Here is a 13,621-nt window from a genome sequence, read left to right on the forward strand (position 1 = left end):
TCAACGTGGCAGCTCGCGTTTGAGGACCTTACCGGTGGCGTTGCGGGGGAGCGAGGGCAGGAAGACGATGTCGCGGGGCACGCAGAAGCGGGCCCGGTGCTGCCGGACGTGGTTGCGGATGGCGTCGGCCTCCAGCGCGGCGGTCTCCCGCAGCACGACGTAGGCGGCCAGCCGCTGCCCGTACTCGTCGTCCGGAACCCCGATCACCGCCACCTCGCGCACCTCGGGCAGGTCGGCGAGCAGGCCTTCCACCTCGGCGGGGAAGACGTTCTCGCCGCCGGAGACGATCATGTCGTCCTCCCGGCCGTCGACGAAGACCCGGCCGGCCGCGTCGACGTGCCCGAGGTCGCCGGTGGCGAGCAGCCCGTCGCGCAGTTCCCGCTCGCTGCCGTTGGTGTAGCCCTCGAAGAGCATTTCGTTGCCGACGAACAGCCGTCCCGTCTCGCCTGTCGGGACGGGCCGGCCGTCGCGGTCGAGGACGGCGACCGCGGTCCCGTGCGGTGGCCGCCCGGCGGTGTCGGGGGCGGCGCGCAGGTCGGCCGGGGTGGCGATCGACGCCCACGAGGCCTCGGTCGAGCCGTACAGGTTGTAGAGGATGTCGCCGTACCGGTCCATGAACCGGGTGGCGAGGCCACCCGGCAGGGCGGAGCCGCTGACCGCGGCGATCTGCAGGCCCGGTCGGTCCGCTTCCGGCGGGAGTTCCATCAGGCCCTGCAACATCACGGGTACGGCGATCAGAGCCGTCACCTGGTTGGCGCGGATGGCGTCGAGTGCCGCGACCGGTTCGAACTTGCGCCGCAGTACGACGGTGGCGCGCAGCGCGAGCGCGATCTGCAGGCCGGCGAAGCCCCAGGTGTGGAAGAGCGGCGCGGCGATCATCAGCCGGACGCCGGCCCGCAGCGGGATCCGGTCGATGATCGAGCAGAGCGGGCTGAACCCGCCGGGCGTGGGCCGTTGCGCGCCCTTGGGCAGGCCGGTGGTGCCGGAGGTGAGCACGATGGTGCGCCCGGTCCGCGGTGGCGGGGCCAGTGTCGCCGAGGGCACCGCGTTGATCATCGCAGCCAGCGCCGACGTCGGGATCCCGCCGGGGAAATCGCCGAGAACCTCGGTGAACGACGGGTCATGCACGATGACCGACAGATTCTGGGCGGTGGCGACCGCGGCCAGTTGTGCCGCCGACAGCCCGGTGTTGATCAGAACCGGATCGGCCCCGACCGAGGTGACCGCGATCAGCGTCTCGATCATGGCGACCGAGTTGCGGCACAGCACCCCGACCCGGTCACCGGCGACGACCGGCAACGCGGCGGCTAGGCGGCCCGACCGATCGAGCAGTTCCCCGTACGTCAGGGAACGCTGGTCATCGATCACCGCGACCCGGCCGGGGGAGCGGGCGGCGGCCTGCCGCAACTCGCCGGCCAGCCCGAACCCCCACCGGTGCAGCTCCGCGAACTGCTGCGCCACCCGGTGCGGCGCCCCGGGCACGAGCAGGCCCCGCCGGGCCATCGTCGCGACGACGAAGGGCGCGCCGCTCACCTGATCTGCATCCCGGAGATGGCACGGGAGATGACCAGGCGCTGGATCTCGGAGGTGCCCTCGAAGATCGTGTAGATCTTGGCGTCCCGGTACATCCGCTCGACCGGGTGCTCGCGCAGATAGCCGGCGCCGCCGAGGATCTGCACGGCCTTCTCGGTGGCGGCGACCGCGACCTCGCCGGCCTTGAGCTTGGACATCGAGCCCTCGCCGGCGGTGAACGGCCGGTCGTTGCGCCCCATCCAGGCGGCCCGCCAGACCAGCAGCCGGGCGGCGTCGATCTCCGTCTTCATGTCCGCGAGCGCGAACGCGATGGACTGGTTCTCGATGATCGGCCGGCCGAACTGCACCCGGTTCTTCGCGTATTCCAAGGCGTATTCGTAGGCGCCGCGGGCGATGCCGATGGCCTGCGCCCCGACCGCGGGCCGGGAGAGCTCGAAGGTGCGCATCGCGGCCTGTCCCGGGGCCTTCTGGCCGGACCGGGCGCGGGCGAGCCGCTCGTCGAGCGCCTCCTTGCCGCCGAGCAGGCAGTGCCCGGGCACCCGGACGTCGTCGAGGAAGACGTCGGCGGTGTGCGAGGCCCGCAGCCCGAGCTTCTTGAGCTTGCGGGTGCCGGTCAGCCCGGGGGTGCCGGGCGGCACGATGAACGCGGCCTGCCCGCGCGACTTGAGCGAGGGGTCGACCGAGGCGGTGACGACGTGCACGTTGGCGATGCCGCCGTTGGTCGCGTAGGCCTTCTGGCCGTTGAGCACCCACTCGTCCTTGGCCTCGTCGTAGACGGCCCGGGACCGCATCGACGCCACGTCCGACCCGGCTTCCGGCTCGGTGCTGCAGAACGCGCCGACCTTCGGGTCGGCCACGTCGCCGAAGCACTGCGGCACCCATTCGACGAGCTGGTCGGGGGTGCCCGAACCGTAGATCGCGGCCACCGCCAGCGAGGTGCCGGAGATCGCCATCGCGATGCCGCCGTCGCCCCAGAACAACTCCTCGTTGGCCAGCGGCAGGCTCAGCCCGGTCGGGTCGGACCACGTGTTGACCAGGAACTCGAAGCCGTACAACCCGATCTTGGCGGCCTCCTGGATGATCGGCCAGGGGGTTTCCTCGCGCTCGTCCCACTCGGCCGCCGCGGGCCGGATGACCCCCTCGGCGAAGCCGTGGACCCATTCCCGCAGGTCGTTTTGTTCCTCGTTGAGGTCGAGCCAGAACTCCATGCGCGCGAGCACCCTTCGGGCCGTAACCGGAATTTACTCGCCGGTAACGTTACGGTGGCGTAACCACGCCCGCAAGATGCGGCCGCTTCGAGTCGATCCGGAATTCCCAGCCGTTTCCGGCCGGCGCGGCGCTGAAGCCGACCGTCGACGGCAGCAGGATCGGCTGCTTGAACGCGACGTCCACGGTGTACTCCGCGGGCAGCCGTCCCTCCAGCGCCGCGAGGCTGCGCGCCTTGCTCCACATGCCGTGCGCGATCGGCCGCGGGAAACCGAACGCGCGCGCCCCGAGCCGCGAGGTGTGGATCGGATTGCGGTCGCCGGACACCTCGGCGTACTCGCCGCCGATGCCCGCCGGCACCCGCCAGGTCGCGGTCGGGGCCGGCGGCAGCGGTTGGTCGCGCTGGGCGCCCCGGTCACCCTTGGCCGCGCTTTTCGAGAGGTACGTCGACACGCCCGCCCACGCGGTGGCGCCCCCGGCCGTTGCCGTCGCGACCACGTCGAACTGCTGCCCGCGGTCATGCGGGCGCAGGTTCTCGCACCGGACGGTCACGTCGAGCGCCTCGCCCGCGTCGATGGCGCGGTGCACCGTGATGCTGTTCGTGATGTGCACGAGCCCGACCACCGGGAACGGGAAGTCCCGGCCCGACATCAGTCGCATGGCCAGCGGGAAGGCCAGCACGTGCGGATAGGTCGGCGGCAGGGTGTCGCTCAGCCGGAACCCGCACACCCGGTCGTACCGGGCCAGGTGGCTGCGGTCGGTGGTGATTCCGCGCCGCACGAGCTGGGTCGCGGGAAGATCGGCCGGCCGGCGGGTCGGCACCAGACCCAGCGCGGCGCGCAGGTAGAGCCGCGACGGCGGCGAGGTCACCTCGACGACGGTCATCAGGCCCCCAGGAGGCTCTGGCCGCAGACCCGCACCACGTTCCCGCTGATCGTGGCGGACGCCGGCGACGCGAACCAGGAGATCGTCTCGGCCACGTCGACCGGCAGGCCGCCCTGCGACATGCTGTTCATCCGCCGCCCGGCCTCGCGCAGGAACAGCGGCATCTTCGCGGTCATCGCCGTCTCGATGAAGCCGGGCGCCACCGCGTTGATCGTGATGCCGCGCTCGGCCAGCACCGGGGCCATCGACTGGACCAGCCCGATCACGCCGGCCTTGCTGGTGGCGTAGTTGGTCTGGCCGCGGTTGCCGGCGATGCCGGCGATCGAGGCGACCCCGACGATCCGGCCGCCCGCGTTGATCAGCCCGCGCTCCAGCAGCAGGTCGTTGATCCGCTCCTGACTGGACAGGTTCACGTCGATCACCGAGTCCCACCGGCTCTCGTCCATCCGGGCGATCGTCTTGTCCCGGGTGATGCCGGCGTTGTGCACGATGATGTCGAGGCCGGTGAGCCGGTCGGCCAGTCGCACCGGCGCGTCGGCCGCGGTCAGGTCGAGCTGCAGGGCCCGGCCGCGCACGTCGTTGGCGACCGAGGCGAGCGAGTCGCCGGCGCCGGGCACGTCGAGCGCGATCACCTCGGCGCCGTCCCGGGCGAGCACCCGGGCGATGGCCGCGCCGATGCCCCGGGCCGCGCCGGTGACCAGGGCGGTCTTGCCGGCCAGCGGACGGTCCCAGTCGGCCGGGCTCGGCGCGTTGCCGCCGCCGACCCGGATGACCTGCCCCGACACGTACGCCGACCGGCCGCTGAGCAGGAAGCGCAGGGTGGACTCCACCGCGGTCTCGCCGCCGTGCTCGACGTAGACGAGCTGGCTGGTGATGCCCCGCCCGAACTCCTTGCCGATGCTGCGGGTCAGCCCCTCGAGGGCGCGCTGCGCGGTGGCCTCCCGCGGGCTCGCGGCCGACTCGGGCGGGGTGCCGAGCACGACGACCCGGCCGGAGGTGCGGCCGCTGCGGGCGACCGGGTGGAAGAAGTCGTAGAGCGCGCGCAGCCCGGTCGAGTCGGTGATCCCGGTGGCGTCGAAGACCAGTGCGGCGTACCGATTGCCCGTAGAGCCCGCGGCGGCCGTCTCCGCGACCTCGACCCCGGCGGCTTCGAGCAGCTTGCCGGCCGGGCCGGCCAGGCGCCCGCCGTCGGCCGCACCGAGCAGCACCGGGCCGTCGGTCAGCGGGTCGCCGGGCCGGTAACGGCGCAGCCGGGGCGGGTCGGGCAGCCCGAGCCGCTTGACGACGCCACGACCCATCCCGGAGTTTGCGAAGTTAGCGTACCTGTCACCCATGGGCGTAGCCTACTCACCAGTAGCTAGATGGCCAGACGTTGGAGGAATGCAGTGCAGAACGTGCGTCGCGTCGCCGTGCTGGGGGGAAACCGCATCCCGTTCGCCCGCTCCAACTCGAAGTACGCCGAGGCCTCGAACCAGGACATGCTGACCGCCGCGCTGGACGGCCTGGTCGCCCGGTTCGGCCTGGCCGGGGAGCGGCTCGGCGAGGTGGTGGCCGGCGCGGTCCTCAAGCACTCGCGGGACTTCAACCTGACCCGCGAGACGGTGCTCGGTTCCCGACTCGACCCGCGCACCCCGGCCTACGACATCCAGCAGGCCTGCGGCACCGGCCTGGAGGCGGCCATCCTGGTGGCCAACAAGATCGCGCTGGGCCAGATCGACGCGGGCGTGGCCGGCGGCGTGGACACCACCTCCGACGCGCCGCTGCAGCTCAACGAGGACATGCGCCGCGCGCTGCTGGCCCTCAACCGGGCCCGTACGCTGGGCGACCGGCTCAAGGCGGCCGCGAAGATCCGGCCGCAGCAGGCGTTCATGCCGGCCGTCCCGCGCAACTCCGAGCCGCGCACCGGACTGTCCATGGGCGACCACGCGGCGATCACCGCCCTGCGCTGGCAGATCAGCCGCGAGGCCCAGGACGAGCTCGCCCTCGCGTCGCACCAGCGCCTGGCCGCGGCGTACGACAGCGGGTTCTTCGATGATCTTCTGACGCCCTACCTGGGACTGACCCGCGACCAGAACCTGCGGGCCGACACCACCCTGGAGAAGCTGGCGAAGCTCAAGCCGGTGTTCGGCAAGGAGGACGCCACCATGACGGCCGGCAACTCCTCGCCGCTGACCGACGGCGCCTCGACCGTGCTGCTGTCCAGCGAGGAGTGGGCCGAGCAGCACCACGTGCCGGTGCAGGCCTATTTCGTCGACGGCGAGGACGCCGCGGTCGACTTCGTGCACGGCGAGGAGGGCCTGCTGATGGCCCCGGCCTACGCGGTGCCCCGACTGCTCGCCCGCAACGGGCTCACCCTGCAGGACTTCGACTTCTACGAGATCCACGAGGCGTTCGCCTCGCAGGTGCTGGCCACCCTGGCCGCCTGGGAGTCGCCGTCGTTCTGCAAGGAGAAACTCGGCCTGGACGCGCCGCTCGGCTCGATCGACCGGGCCAAGCTCAACGTCAACGGCTCGTCCCTGGCGGCCGGGCACCCGTTCGCGGCCACCGGCGGCCGGATCGTGGCGACCCTGGCCAAGCTGCTCGCGCAGAAGGGATCGGGCCGGGGCCTGATCTCCATCTGCGCCGCCGGCGGTCAGGGCGTGGTGGCCATCCTGGAGCGCTGAATCCGCTCCGCGAACTCGGCCGGCGGCATCGGCTTGCCGAACAGGTAGCCCTGGATCAGCTCGCAGCCGGCCGCGTGCAGCGCGTGGTGGTCGGCCTCCTCCTCGACACCCTCGGCCACCGCCGACATGCCGAGCGACGTGGCCAGCCACAGCACGGCCTGGATGATCGACGACTTGCGGGCGTCCGAGGACAGGCCGGCCACGAACGAGCGGTCCAGCTTGACCACGTCGGCCGGGACGTTCTGCAGCCAGGTCAGCGAGCTGTAGCCGGTGCCGAAGTCGTCCAGCGCGATGCGTACGCCCAGTCGCTTGATGGTCTCCAGCCGTTCCCGGACGTCGACCGAGGAGCCCAGCAGGGCGGTCTCGGTGATCTCCAGGACCAGCCGCTTCGGGTCGAGCTCGGGGTTGGCGGCGAGCAGGTCGGCGAGCAGCGGCACGAAGTCCGGCTCGGCCAGCTGACGCGGGCTGACGTTGACCGAGATGTAGTCGATGTCGTCGCGCCACTCCATCAGGTGCCGCAGCGCCATGATCAGCACGTGCTCGCCGAGCTGCACGATCATGCCGGTCTCCTCCGCGGTCGGCACGAAGTGGCCGGGCCCGATGATCGAGCCGTCCGCGGCCCGCATCCGGACCAGGGCCTCGGCGCCGACGATCTCGCCGCTGCCGGCCCGCACGATCGGCTGGAACCAGACCGGCAGGGTCGTCGGCCGATCCCCGGCGAGCGCCTCGCGCAGCAGCTTCTCGGCGGCGATCCGCTCGTGCACGGACACCCGCATCTGTTCGCTGAAGATCTTCATCCGGTTGCCGCCGGAGCGCTTGGCCGCGTACATCGCGGTGTCGGCGGCCAGCACGGCGTCCTCACCCTGGTCGGCGCCGGCGGCCAGGGCCAGGCCGATGCTGAGCGAGACGGTGAGCAGGCTGTCGTCGACCGCCAGCGGTTCGCTGAACGCGGCCAGCGCGGCCTCGCCGACGAACGCGCCCGCCCCGGACCCGCCGGGGACGGCGACCACGAACTCGTCGCCGCCGAAGCGGGCGATCAGTGAGCCCTCCGGCACGATCGTCAGCAGCCGGGCCGAGATGGCCTTGAGCACGCTGTCACCGGCCGAGTGACCGGAACCGTCGTTGATCGACTTGAAGCGGTCCACGTCGACGTAGAGCACGGCCACACCCTCGGTGTCGGCGTCGAGCAACGCTTCCAGGTCGTCCTCGAACGCCGAGCGGGACAGCAGCCCGGTGAGCGAGTCGTGCCGCACCTGGCGATGCAGCTCGTCCTGCTGCCGGCGGGACTCGGTGACGTCCAGGCAGTTCAGGAACATCAGCCGCAGCCGGCCCTCCCGGTCGTACAGCGAGGTGCTGTGGATCTCGGCCCAGATCAGCTCGCCGGTGTCGTTGTGGCGGTACAGCCGGGTGGCGACCACCGAGCCGGACGAGGCCAGGTTGTCGAACAGTCCGCTCAGGGTGTGATCGACCAGCGTCACCGGCAGGTCGTCGATGTGGAAACCGGCCGGCAGGTCGTCCGGCAGGTGCAGCCAGTGCCGGTACGCCGAGTTGGTGCGCAGCAGCACGCCGTCCGGCGAGAGCATCACCATCGGCACCGGCGTCTCGTCGAACGCGACCGACAGCTGGGCCTCGCGGTCGTCCAGGTTCTCCTGGGCGCGCCGCTCCTCGTCCTCGGTCAGCGCCCAGGCGATGGCCTGGAAGAAGGCGGCGAGCAGAACGGCCACGCCGTGCAGCGCCGCCCACAGCAGCGGATCACCGTTGTGGTCGTAGGTGTGGCTGTGCCAGAGGGTGCCGAACACCGCGTGGTGCAGGGTGGTGGCGATCAGGAAGACGCCGAACGGCGCCCAGTCCCGGTACAGCGCGAGCGCGGCCACGACCACGAAGAACGAGAAATGCGCCTCGGTCAGGCCGTCGGACATGGTGACGAAGCCGGCGCAGGCGATCACGAAGCCGAGGGCCACCGCGATCGACGCCGGGCGGCGGGACCGCAGCCTGGCCGCCAGCACCACGCAGGGCAGCACCAGCAGCACGGTCACCCAGCTGGCGGTGAGCGCCTGCTGGAACGTGCCGAAGATCGTCAGGCCGACGACACACGCGGCGAGCAGCACGGTCAGCAGCCGGTGACGGCGCGCCCAGTACTCGTCCCGGAGCCCGCCCCCGGTGGGGATCCAGCTCTGCCATCGCTTCAGCACGTTTGAAAGATCGGTCCGTCCGGGGTCCGGAGCAGGACCTGCCGGGTAGCGGACGGGTTGCGGCGTGACGAGACCCACATTCCGATACGGAGACGTTCCGTTTCATTGCCGCAAGGGTCTATGGTCTTCCACGGATACGGAACAGTCTCGTTTCGAAAATGAACGGGGAAGTACATGGACACTCCCGCCACCACCCAGACCGGGCACCCCCGGCGCTGGGCGATTCTCGGAGTGCTGGTCATCAGCCTCCTGGTGGTCGTCCTCGACAACACGGTGCTCAACGTCGCACTCCGCACCATCGCCGACCCCGAGCACGGACTGGGCGCCACCCAGAGCCAGCTCGAGTGGGCGATCAACTCGTACACCCTGGTCTTCGCCGGCCTGCTCTTCACCGCGGGCATCCTGGCCGACCGGCTCGGTCGCCGGGTCACCCTGATGACCGGCCTCGTACTCTTCGGGATCGCGTCGCTGATCTCCGCGTACGCGGACAGCGCCTCCCAGCTGATCGCCGCCCGTGCCCTGATGGGCCTCGGCGCCGCGGCAGTCATGCCGGCCACCCTATCGATCATCGCCAACGTCTTCGACCCGCGGGAGCGCGGTCGCGCCATCGGCGTCTGGGCCGGCGCGGTCGGCCTCGGCGTGGCCATCGGCCCGATCGTCGGCGGCCTGCTGCTCGAGCACTTCTGGTGGGGCTCGGTCTTCCTGATCAACGTGCCGATCGTGGTCGCCGGTGTCGCGCTGGTCGCGATCCTGGTGCCGGAGTCGCGTGACCCGAAGCCCGGCCGCATCGACTTCCTCGGCGTCATCCTGTCGATCATCGGCCTGTCCCTGCTCACCTACGGCGTGATCAAGGGCGGCGAGGACGGCTTCGGCGACACCCTGGCCTGGACCACGCTGGTCGGCTCGGTCGTGGTGCTCACCGGCTTCGTCCTCTGGGAGCGGCGCGTCGCCCTCCCGTCGCTGGACGTGAAGCTCTTCGCCAACAAGCAGTTCTCCGCCTCGACCGGCGTCATCGGCCTGGTGTTCTTCGGTGCCATGGGCGCGATGTTCTTCGGCGCGTTCTACCTGCAGCTGGTCCGCGGTTACGGCCCGCTCGCGTCCGGCGCGCTGTTCGTCCCGTTCGCGGTCGCCCAGATGGTCTTCGCCCCGCGCAGTGCCGCGATGGTCAAGCGGTTCGGCCCGAAGATGGTCAGCACCGTCGGCCTGCTCCTGGTCGCGCTCGGCCTGGCGGCCTGGCTGTTCATCGGCGCCACCACACCGATCTGGATCGTCGGCGCGGCGTTCTTCGTGATGGGCGTCGGCATGGCCAACGTGATGCCGTCCGCCACCGAATCGATCATGGCGGCTCTGCCCCGCGAGAAGGCCGGCGTCGGCTCGGCGGTCAGCAACACGATCCGTCAGCTCGGCGGCGCCCTCGGCGTGGCCGTACTCGGCGCGATCCTCTCCTCGGTCTACCGTGACGACCTCGGCTCGGCCACCGACGGCCTGCCGGCCGCGGCGGCGGACGCCGCCAAGGAGTCCATCTCCGGGGCGTACGGCGTGGCCGAACAGGCCGGTGCCGCGGCTCCGGCGCTGATCAACGGGGCCAACGACGCGTTCCTCTCGGCCATGCACTACGCGGCCGTCGGTAGCGTCATCTTCGCCCTGCTCGGCGCGGTGGTCGCCGTGCTGTGGCTCCCCGGTAAGCGCCCCGCGACCGCTCCCGCTCCCTCCTCCGCCGAAGGTCTGGCCGAGGAGCAGGGCGTGGAACTGGTCGAGGCGTAACGCATCAGTAACAATGAACACCATGAACACGGCAGTTAACGAGACCGGCGCTGCCGCCGGGGCCGGCCAGGAGCGCAAGGCTCCTGGCCGGCCCCGCAATGCGCAGGCCGACGAGGCCATCCTGGATGCCGTGCTCGAGATGCTCAGCACCGGGCAGAGCGTCGCGGCCATCTCCATCGAGGCGGTCGCGGCCAAGGCCGGCGTCGGCAAGGCCACCATCTATCGCCGGTGGCCCAACAAGGAAGCCCTGATCATCGACGCGGTCGCGGCGATGAAGGGCACGCTGCCGGTGCCGGCCGGCGAGTCCGTCCGGGACGACCTGATCATGCTGGTCAAGGCCAACCGATCGGGCAAGGCCAGGCGGTACGGCAAGGCGACGGTGTGCCTGCTGCCCGAGTTCCTCAAGGACGAGCAGCTGCACCACATGTACCAGGCGGTCATCGAGCCCCGCCGCGACGTGATGCGCGGTGTGCTGCGCCGCGGCATCGAGAACGGCGAGTTGCGCCCCGACCTCGACGTCGAGCTCAGCCTGCTGATGATCCAGGGGCCCGGCATGATGCAGCACATGCTCAACTGGAACCCCGGCATCCCGGAGGAGGGCTTCGCCGAGGCCCTGATCGACGCGTTCCTGCGCGGCGCTTCCGCCTGACGTTCACGCCGTCAGGCGGCGGCCCCCGGGCCGGGCAGCAGATCGATGTCGCCCGGGTGCATCGGCTCGCCGCAGTGGGCGCAGCGCAGGTCGACCCGGCTGATCTCGCCGCAGGCGTGGTGACGGTAGAGCACCGGCGGCCCGGCCGCGCCGGCCAGCCACTTGTCGCCCCAGGCGACCATCACCATCAGCATCTCGACCAGCTCGGTGCCCTTCTCGGTCAGCGCGTACTCGTAGCGCGGGCGCCGGTCGTACGGCCGGCGCTCCAGCACTCCCTGCTCGACCAGGTGATGGAGGCGCTCGGTGAGCACCTTGCGGGAGATGCCGAGGTCTGACTGGATCTGGTCGAAGCGGTTGAATCCCACCCAGACGTCCCGCAGGATCAGCGGTGACCAGGGCTCCCCGAGGACGTCGAGCGTGCGCGCGATCGAGCACGCCATCTCACCGAAGTTCGTGCGTTGCATGCCGCCAGTCTACCGATTGGGGTTCCCTCAGGAGACCCATGCGGTTAGGGTTCCTTGAAGGAACCCCAAACGAGATGAGCGAGGTGTCCCGATGATCCGCCCCGACGTCCGCCGCGTGCTCGACAGCACGGCCCTGGCCCACATCGCCACCGTCCTCCCGGACGGCTCGCCGCACACCGTGCCGCTCTGGATCGGCACCCACGGCGACCGCGTCGTCTTCCTCACCGGCCCGGGCTCGCGCAAGGCCCGCAACCTGCGGCGTGACCCGCGAGTGGCACTGTCGCTGGTGGCCGCCGACAACCCGTTCGAGCCGATCGTGCTGCGCGGCCGGGTCGTCGAGTGGCTCGAGGGCGACGCCGCGTGGGAGGTCGCCGACCGGATCGCGACCAAGTACACCGGTCAGCCGTACCCGCGTGGCGAACAGCGGGTGGTCGCCGTCGTGGAACCCGACCGGCAGACTGTGGGCGTGGGTTAGGCCAACGTCCCAGGAGTGATCGTGAACGAGCCCTTCGAGACCGTCGCGCTCGCCGGCGCGCCCATCGTGACCGCGCCGGACGGCTCGTCGGTGCGCCCGCTCTGCGCCCTTCCGGGCGCCGGGAGCTTCGCTCATTTCCGGCTGGAGGCCGGCGCGGTGGCCAAGGCCGTCGTGCACGCCACGGTCCAGGAGATCTGGTACGTCGTGGGCGGCGCCGGAACGATGTGGCGCCGCCGGGGCGACATCGCCGAGACGGTCGACCTGCGTCCCGGCCTGTGCCTGACCATTCCACTCGGCACCGAGTTCCAGTTCCGCGCGGCCGCCCTGGAGGCCCTCGAGGTGGTCGCCGCGACGATGCCGCCGTGGCCGATCGCCTCCGACTCCGAAGCGACCGTCGTGGACGGCCCCTGGGAGCCCAGCTTCTAGGTTTCTTGCGCCTGGCCGGTTTATCATCGATGACCAGCGATGGGAGCGCTCCCATCGCCGCGCCGCCGGGCGTCATCCACCCGCGCCCGGGGCGGCCCTGGAGAAGGAGAACCGTCATGGCCTCCCGCGCCCGAACCTGGCTGGTCGCCGCAGTCGCCGCCCTCTTTCTGATCTATGCCCTGCCGTCCGCCCACGCCGACCCGGTCGTCGGCAACGCCACCTACTTCGACGCGCTCGGTTCGCCCTACGGCGGATGCGGCATTCCCCAGGCCGAGTTGGACAGCCAGGACTTCGTAGCCCTGAACGTCTACAACACCCCCGGCGACTACAACTTCTATCCCCGGCCGGTCACCGACGCCGCGAAGGTCGGCGCCTGGAACAACGGCCTGAACTGCGGCCGCTTCGTGCGGGTGTCGATCAGCGACTACTGCACCGGCGTCAACGACGGCGCGCAGAACCAGGCGTTCTGCCGCAACGGCTCGTGGGTGGCGGACGCCTACAACGGCGCCACGCTGACCATGATCGTGGCCGACAGCTGCGGCGACACCAACGCCTGGTGCCGCGACGACCCCAACCACCTGGACCTGTCGAAGCCGTCGCTGAACAAGTTCGCCGCCGGCCTCGCCGACCACTGGAACAACCGGCACGTCAGCTGGGAGTACGTCGCCGCGCCGGACTACAGCGGCGACATCAGAATAGGTTTCCTGCAGGGCGCCCAGGTCTACTGGCCGGCCATCGCCGTCTCCCACCTGGCCAACGGCATCCACGGCGTGGAGTACTACTCGGGCGGCACCTGGCAGACCGCGAAGATGAACGGCGACATGGGCCAGTCGTACATTCTCGGTGGCACCGCACCCTTCCAGATCCGGGTGCGCGACGTGAACAACCAGCTGATCAACAACGGCCGCACGTACACCTTCGGCCTGCCGTCCTCCTGCGGCACCCAGTGCTCCCAGGCCTACACGGCCACCACCTACACCACCGATTCCACCCCGTCGAGCACGCCGCCCTCCACCATCCGGGACACGACCCCGCCGACCACCGCACCGACCACCACGCCGCCCGCGACGGCCGGTTGCACCGCGACGTCCACGGTGGCCAGTCAGTGGTCGGGCGGCTTCCAGGCGAACGTCACCGTCAAGGCCGGCAGCACGGCCATCACCGGCTGGACCGCCACCTGGACCTTCACCGGCGGCGAGACGATCGGTCAGATGTGGAGCGCCACCTACACGACGTCGGGCACCGCGGTGACCGCGAAGAACGTGAGCTGGAACGGCGCCCTCGGTGCCGGGGCGTCGACCACGTTCGGCTACACCGGAAGCGGAACACCTTCGGCGGTTTCGGTGGCGTGCACCGCTTCGTAA

12 protein-coding genes are annotated in these 13,621 nt (G+C 70.9%); 6 read left to right on the forward strand and 6 right to left on the reverse strand.

What is annotated here, in order from left to right:
• Genes Ato02nite_RS05145 through Ato02nite_RS05160 form a run of 4 tightly spaced genes read right to left on the reverse strand, consistent with a single transcriptional unit; the run spans nt 1 to nt 4,958 of the window.
• The gene (locus Ato02nite_RS05145) at nt 1–1,503 is read right to left on the reverse strand and encodes an AMP-binding protein (protein WP_213005232.1); all 1,503 of its coding nucleotides are present in this window, start codon (nt 1,501–1,503) and stop codon (nt 1–3) included.
• Between the two features lie 26 nt (nt 1,504–1,529).
• Nucleotides 1,530–2,741 (reverse strand): acyl-CoA dehydrogenase family protein, encoded by a 1,212-nt coding sequence (locus tag Ato02nite_RS05150; RefSeq protein ID WP_213005191.1) that lies wholly within the window; start codon nt 2,739–2,741, stop codon nt 1,530–1,532.
• Between the two features lie 49 nt (nt 2,742–2,790).
• A complete protein-coding gene (locus Ato02nite_RS05155; RefSeq protein ID WP_213005192.1) occupies nt 2,791–3,624 on the reverse strand; it encodes a MaoC family dehydratase in 834 nt (277 codons plus the stop codon).
• Nucleotides 3,624–4,958: a 3-oxoacyl-ACP reductase gene (locus Ato02nite_RS05160; RefSeq protein ID WP_213005193.1), complete on the reverse strand. Its 1,335-nt coding sequence runs from the start codon at nt 4,956–4,958 to the stop codon at nt 3,624–3,626. The genes Ato02nite_RS05155 and Ato02nite_RS05160 overlap by 1 nt, the downstream gene beginning before the upstream one ends.
• A 51-nt stretch (nt 4,959–5,009) precedes the next feature.
• Between Ato02nite_RS05160 and Ato02nite_RS05165 the strand changes: the two genes are divergently transcribed.
• Nucleotides 5,010–6,287, forward strand: coding sequence for an acetyl-CoA C-acetyltransferase (locus Ato02nite_RS05165; RefSeq protein WP_213005194.1), 1,278 nt, complete (start codon nt 5,010–5,012; stop codon nt 6,285–6,287).
• Here the strand turns inward: Ato02nite_RS05165 and Ato02nite_RS05170 are convergent.
• On the reverse strand, nt 6,257–8,479 hold the full coding sequence (locus Ato02nite_RS05170) for a putative bifunctional diguanylate cyclase/phosphodiesterase (protein ID WP_246606118.1): 2,223 nt from the start codon (nt 8,477–8,479) through the stop codon (nt 6,257–6,259). The two genes, Ato02nite_RS05165 and Ato02nite_RS05170, sit on opposite strands and share 31 nt — an antisense overlap.
• A 174-nt stretch (nt 8,480–8,653) precedes the next feature.
• On the opposite strand from Ato02nite_RS05170, the gene Ato02nite_RS05175 reads away from it, so the two are divergent.
• Both Ato02nite_RS05175 and Ato02nite_RS05180 read left to right on the forward strand, forming a co-directional pair.
• Nucleotides 8,654–10,243 carry an MFS transporter gene (locus tag Ato02nite_RS05175; protein ID WP_213005195.1) on the forward strand — a complete coding sequence of 530 codons (1,590 nt, stop codon included), beginning with the start codon at nt 8,654–8,656 and terminating at the stop codon, nt 10,241–10,243.
• A gap of 22 nt (nt 10,244–10,265) precedes the next feature.
• Nucleotides 10,266–10,892 (forward strand): TetR/AcrR family transcriptional regulator, encoded by a 627-nt coding sequence (locus Ato02nite_RS05180; RefSeq protein ID WP_307853578.1) that lies wholly within the window; start codon nt 10,266–10,268, stop codon nt 10,890–10,892.
• A gap of 11 nt (nt 10,893–10,903) precedes the next feature.
• Here Ato02nite_RS05180 and Ato02nite_RS05185 read toward each other — a convergent pair whose 3' ends face one another.
• Nucleotides 10,904–11,356 carry a winged helix-turn-helix transcriptional regulator gene (locus Ato02nite_RS05185; protein WP_213005197.1) on the reverse strand — a complete coding sequence of 151 codons (453 nt, stop codon included), beginning with the start codon at nt 11,354–11,356 and terminating at the stop codon, nt 10,904–10,906.
• Nucleotides 11,357–11,447: 91 nt separating this feature from the next.
• Here Ato02nite_RS05185 and Ato02nite_RS05190 point away from each other — a divergent pair, with 91 nt between their 5' ends.
• The 3 genes from Ato02nite_RS05190 to Ato02nite_RS05200 all read left to right on the forward strand — a co-directional run bounded on the left by Ato02nite_RS05190 (nt 11,448) and on the right by Ato02nite_RS05200 (nt 13,621).
• Nucleotides 11,448–11,831, forward strand: a complete 384-nt coding sequence (locus Ato02nite_RS05190) for a TIGR03618 family F420-dependent PPOX class oxidoreductase (RefSeq protein ID WP_213005198.1) — start codon at nt 11,448–11,450, stop codon at nt 11,829–11,831.
• Nucleotides 11,832–11,852: 21 nt separating this feature from the next.
• Nucleotides 11,853–12,257, forward strand: coding sequence for a cupin domain-containing protein (locus Ato02nite_RS05195; RefSeq protein WP_213005199.1), 405 nt, complete (start codon nt 11,853–11,855; stop codon nt 12,255–12,257).
• Between the two features lie 116 nt (nt 12,258–12,373).
• Nucleotides 12,374–13,621 carry a cellulose binding domain-containing protein gene (locus tag Ato02nite_RS05200; RefSeq protein WP_246606120.1) on the forward strand — a complete coding sequence of 416 codons (1,248 nt, stop codon included), beginning with the start codon at nt 12,374–12,376 and terminating at the stop codon, nt 13,619–13,621.

The organism is Paractinoplanes toevensis, assembly GCF_018332695.1.
Classification (GTDB): Bacteria; Actinomycetota; Actinomycetes; order Mycobacteriales; family Micromonosporaceae; genus Actinoplanes; species Actinoplanes toevensis.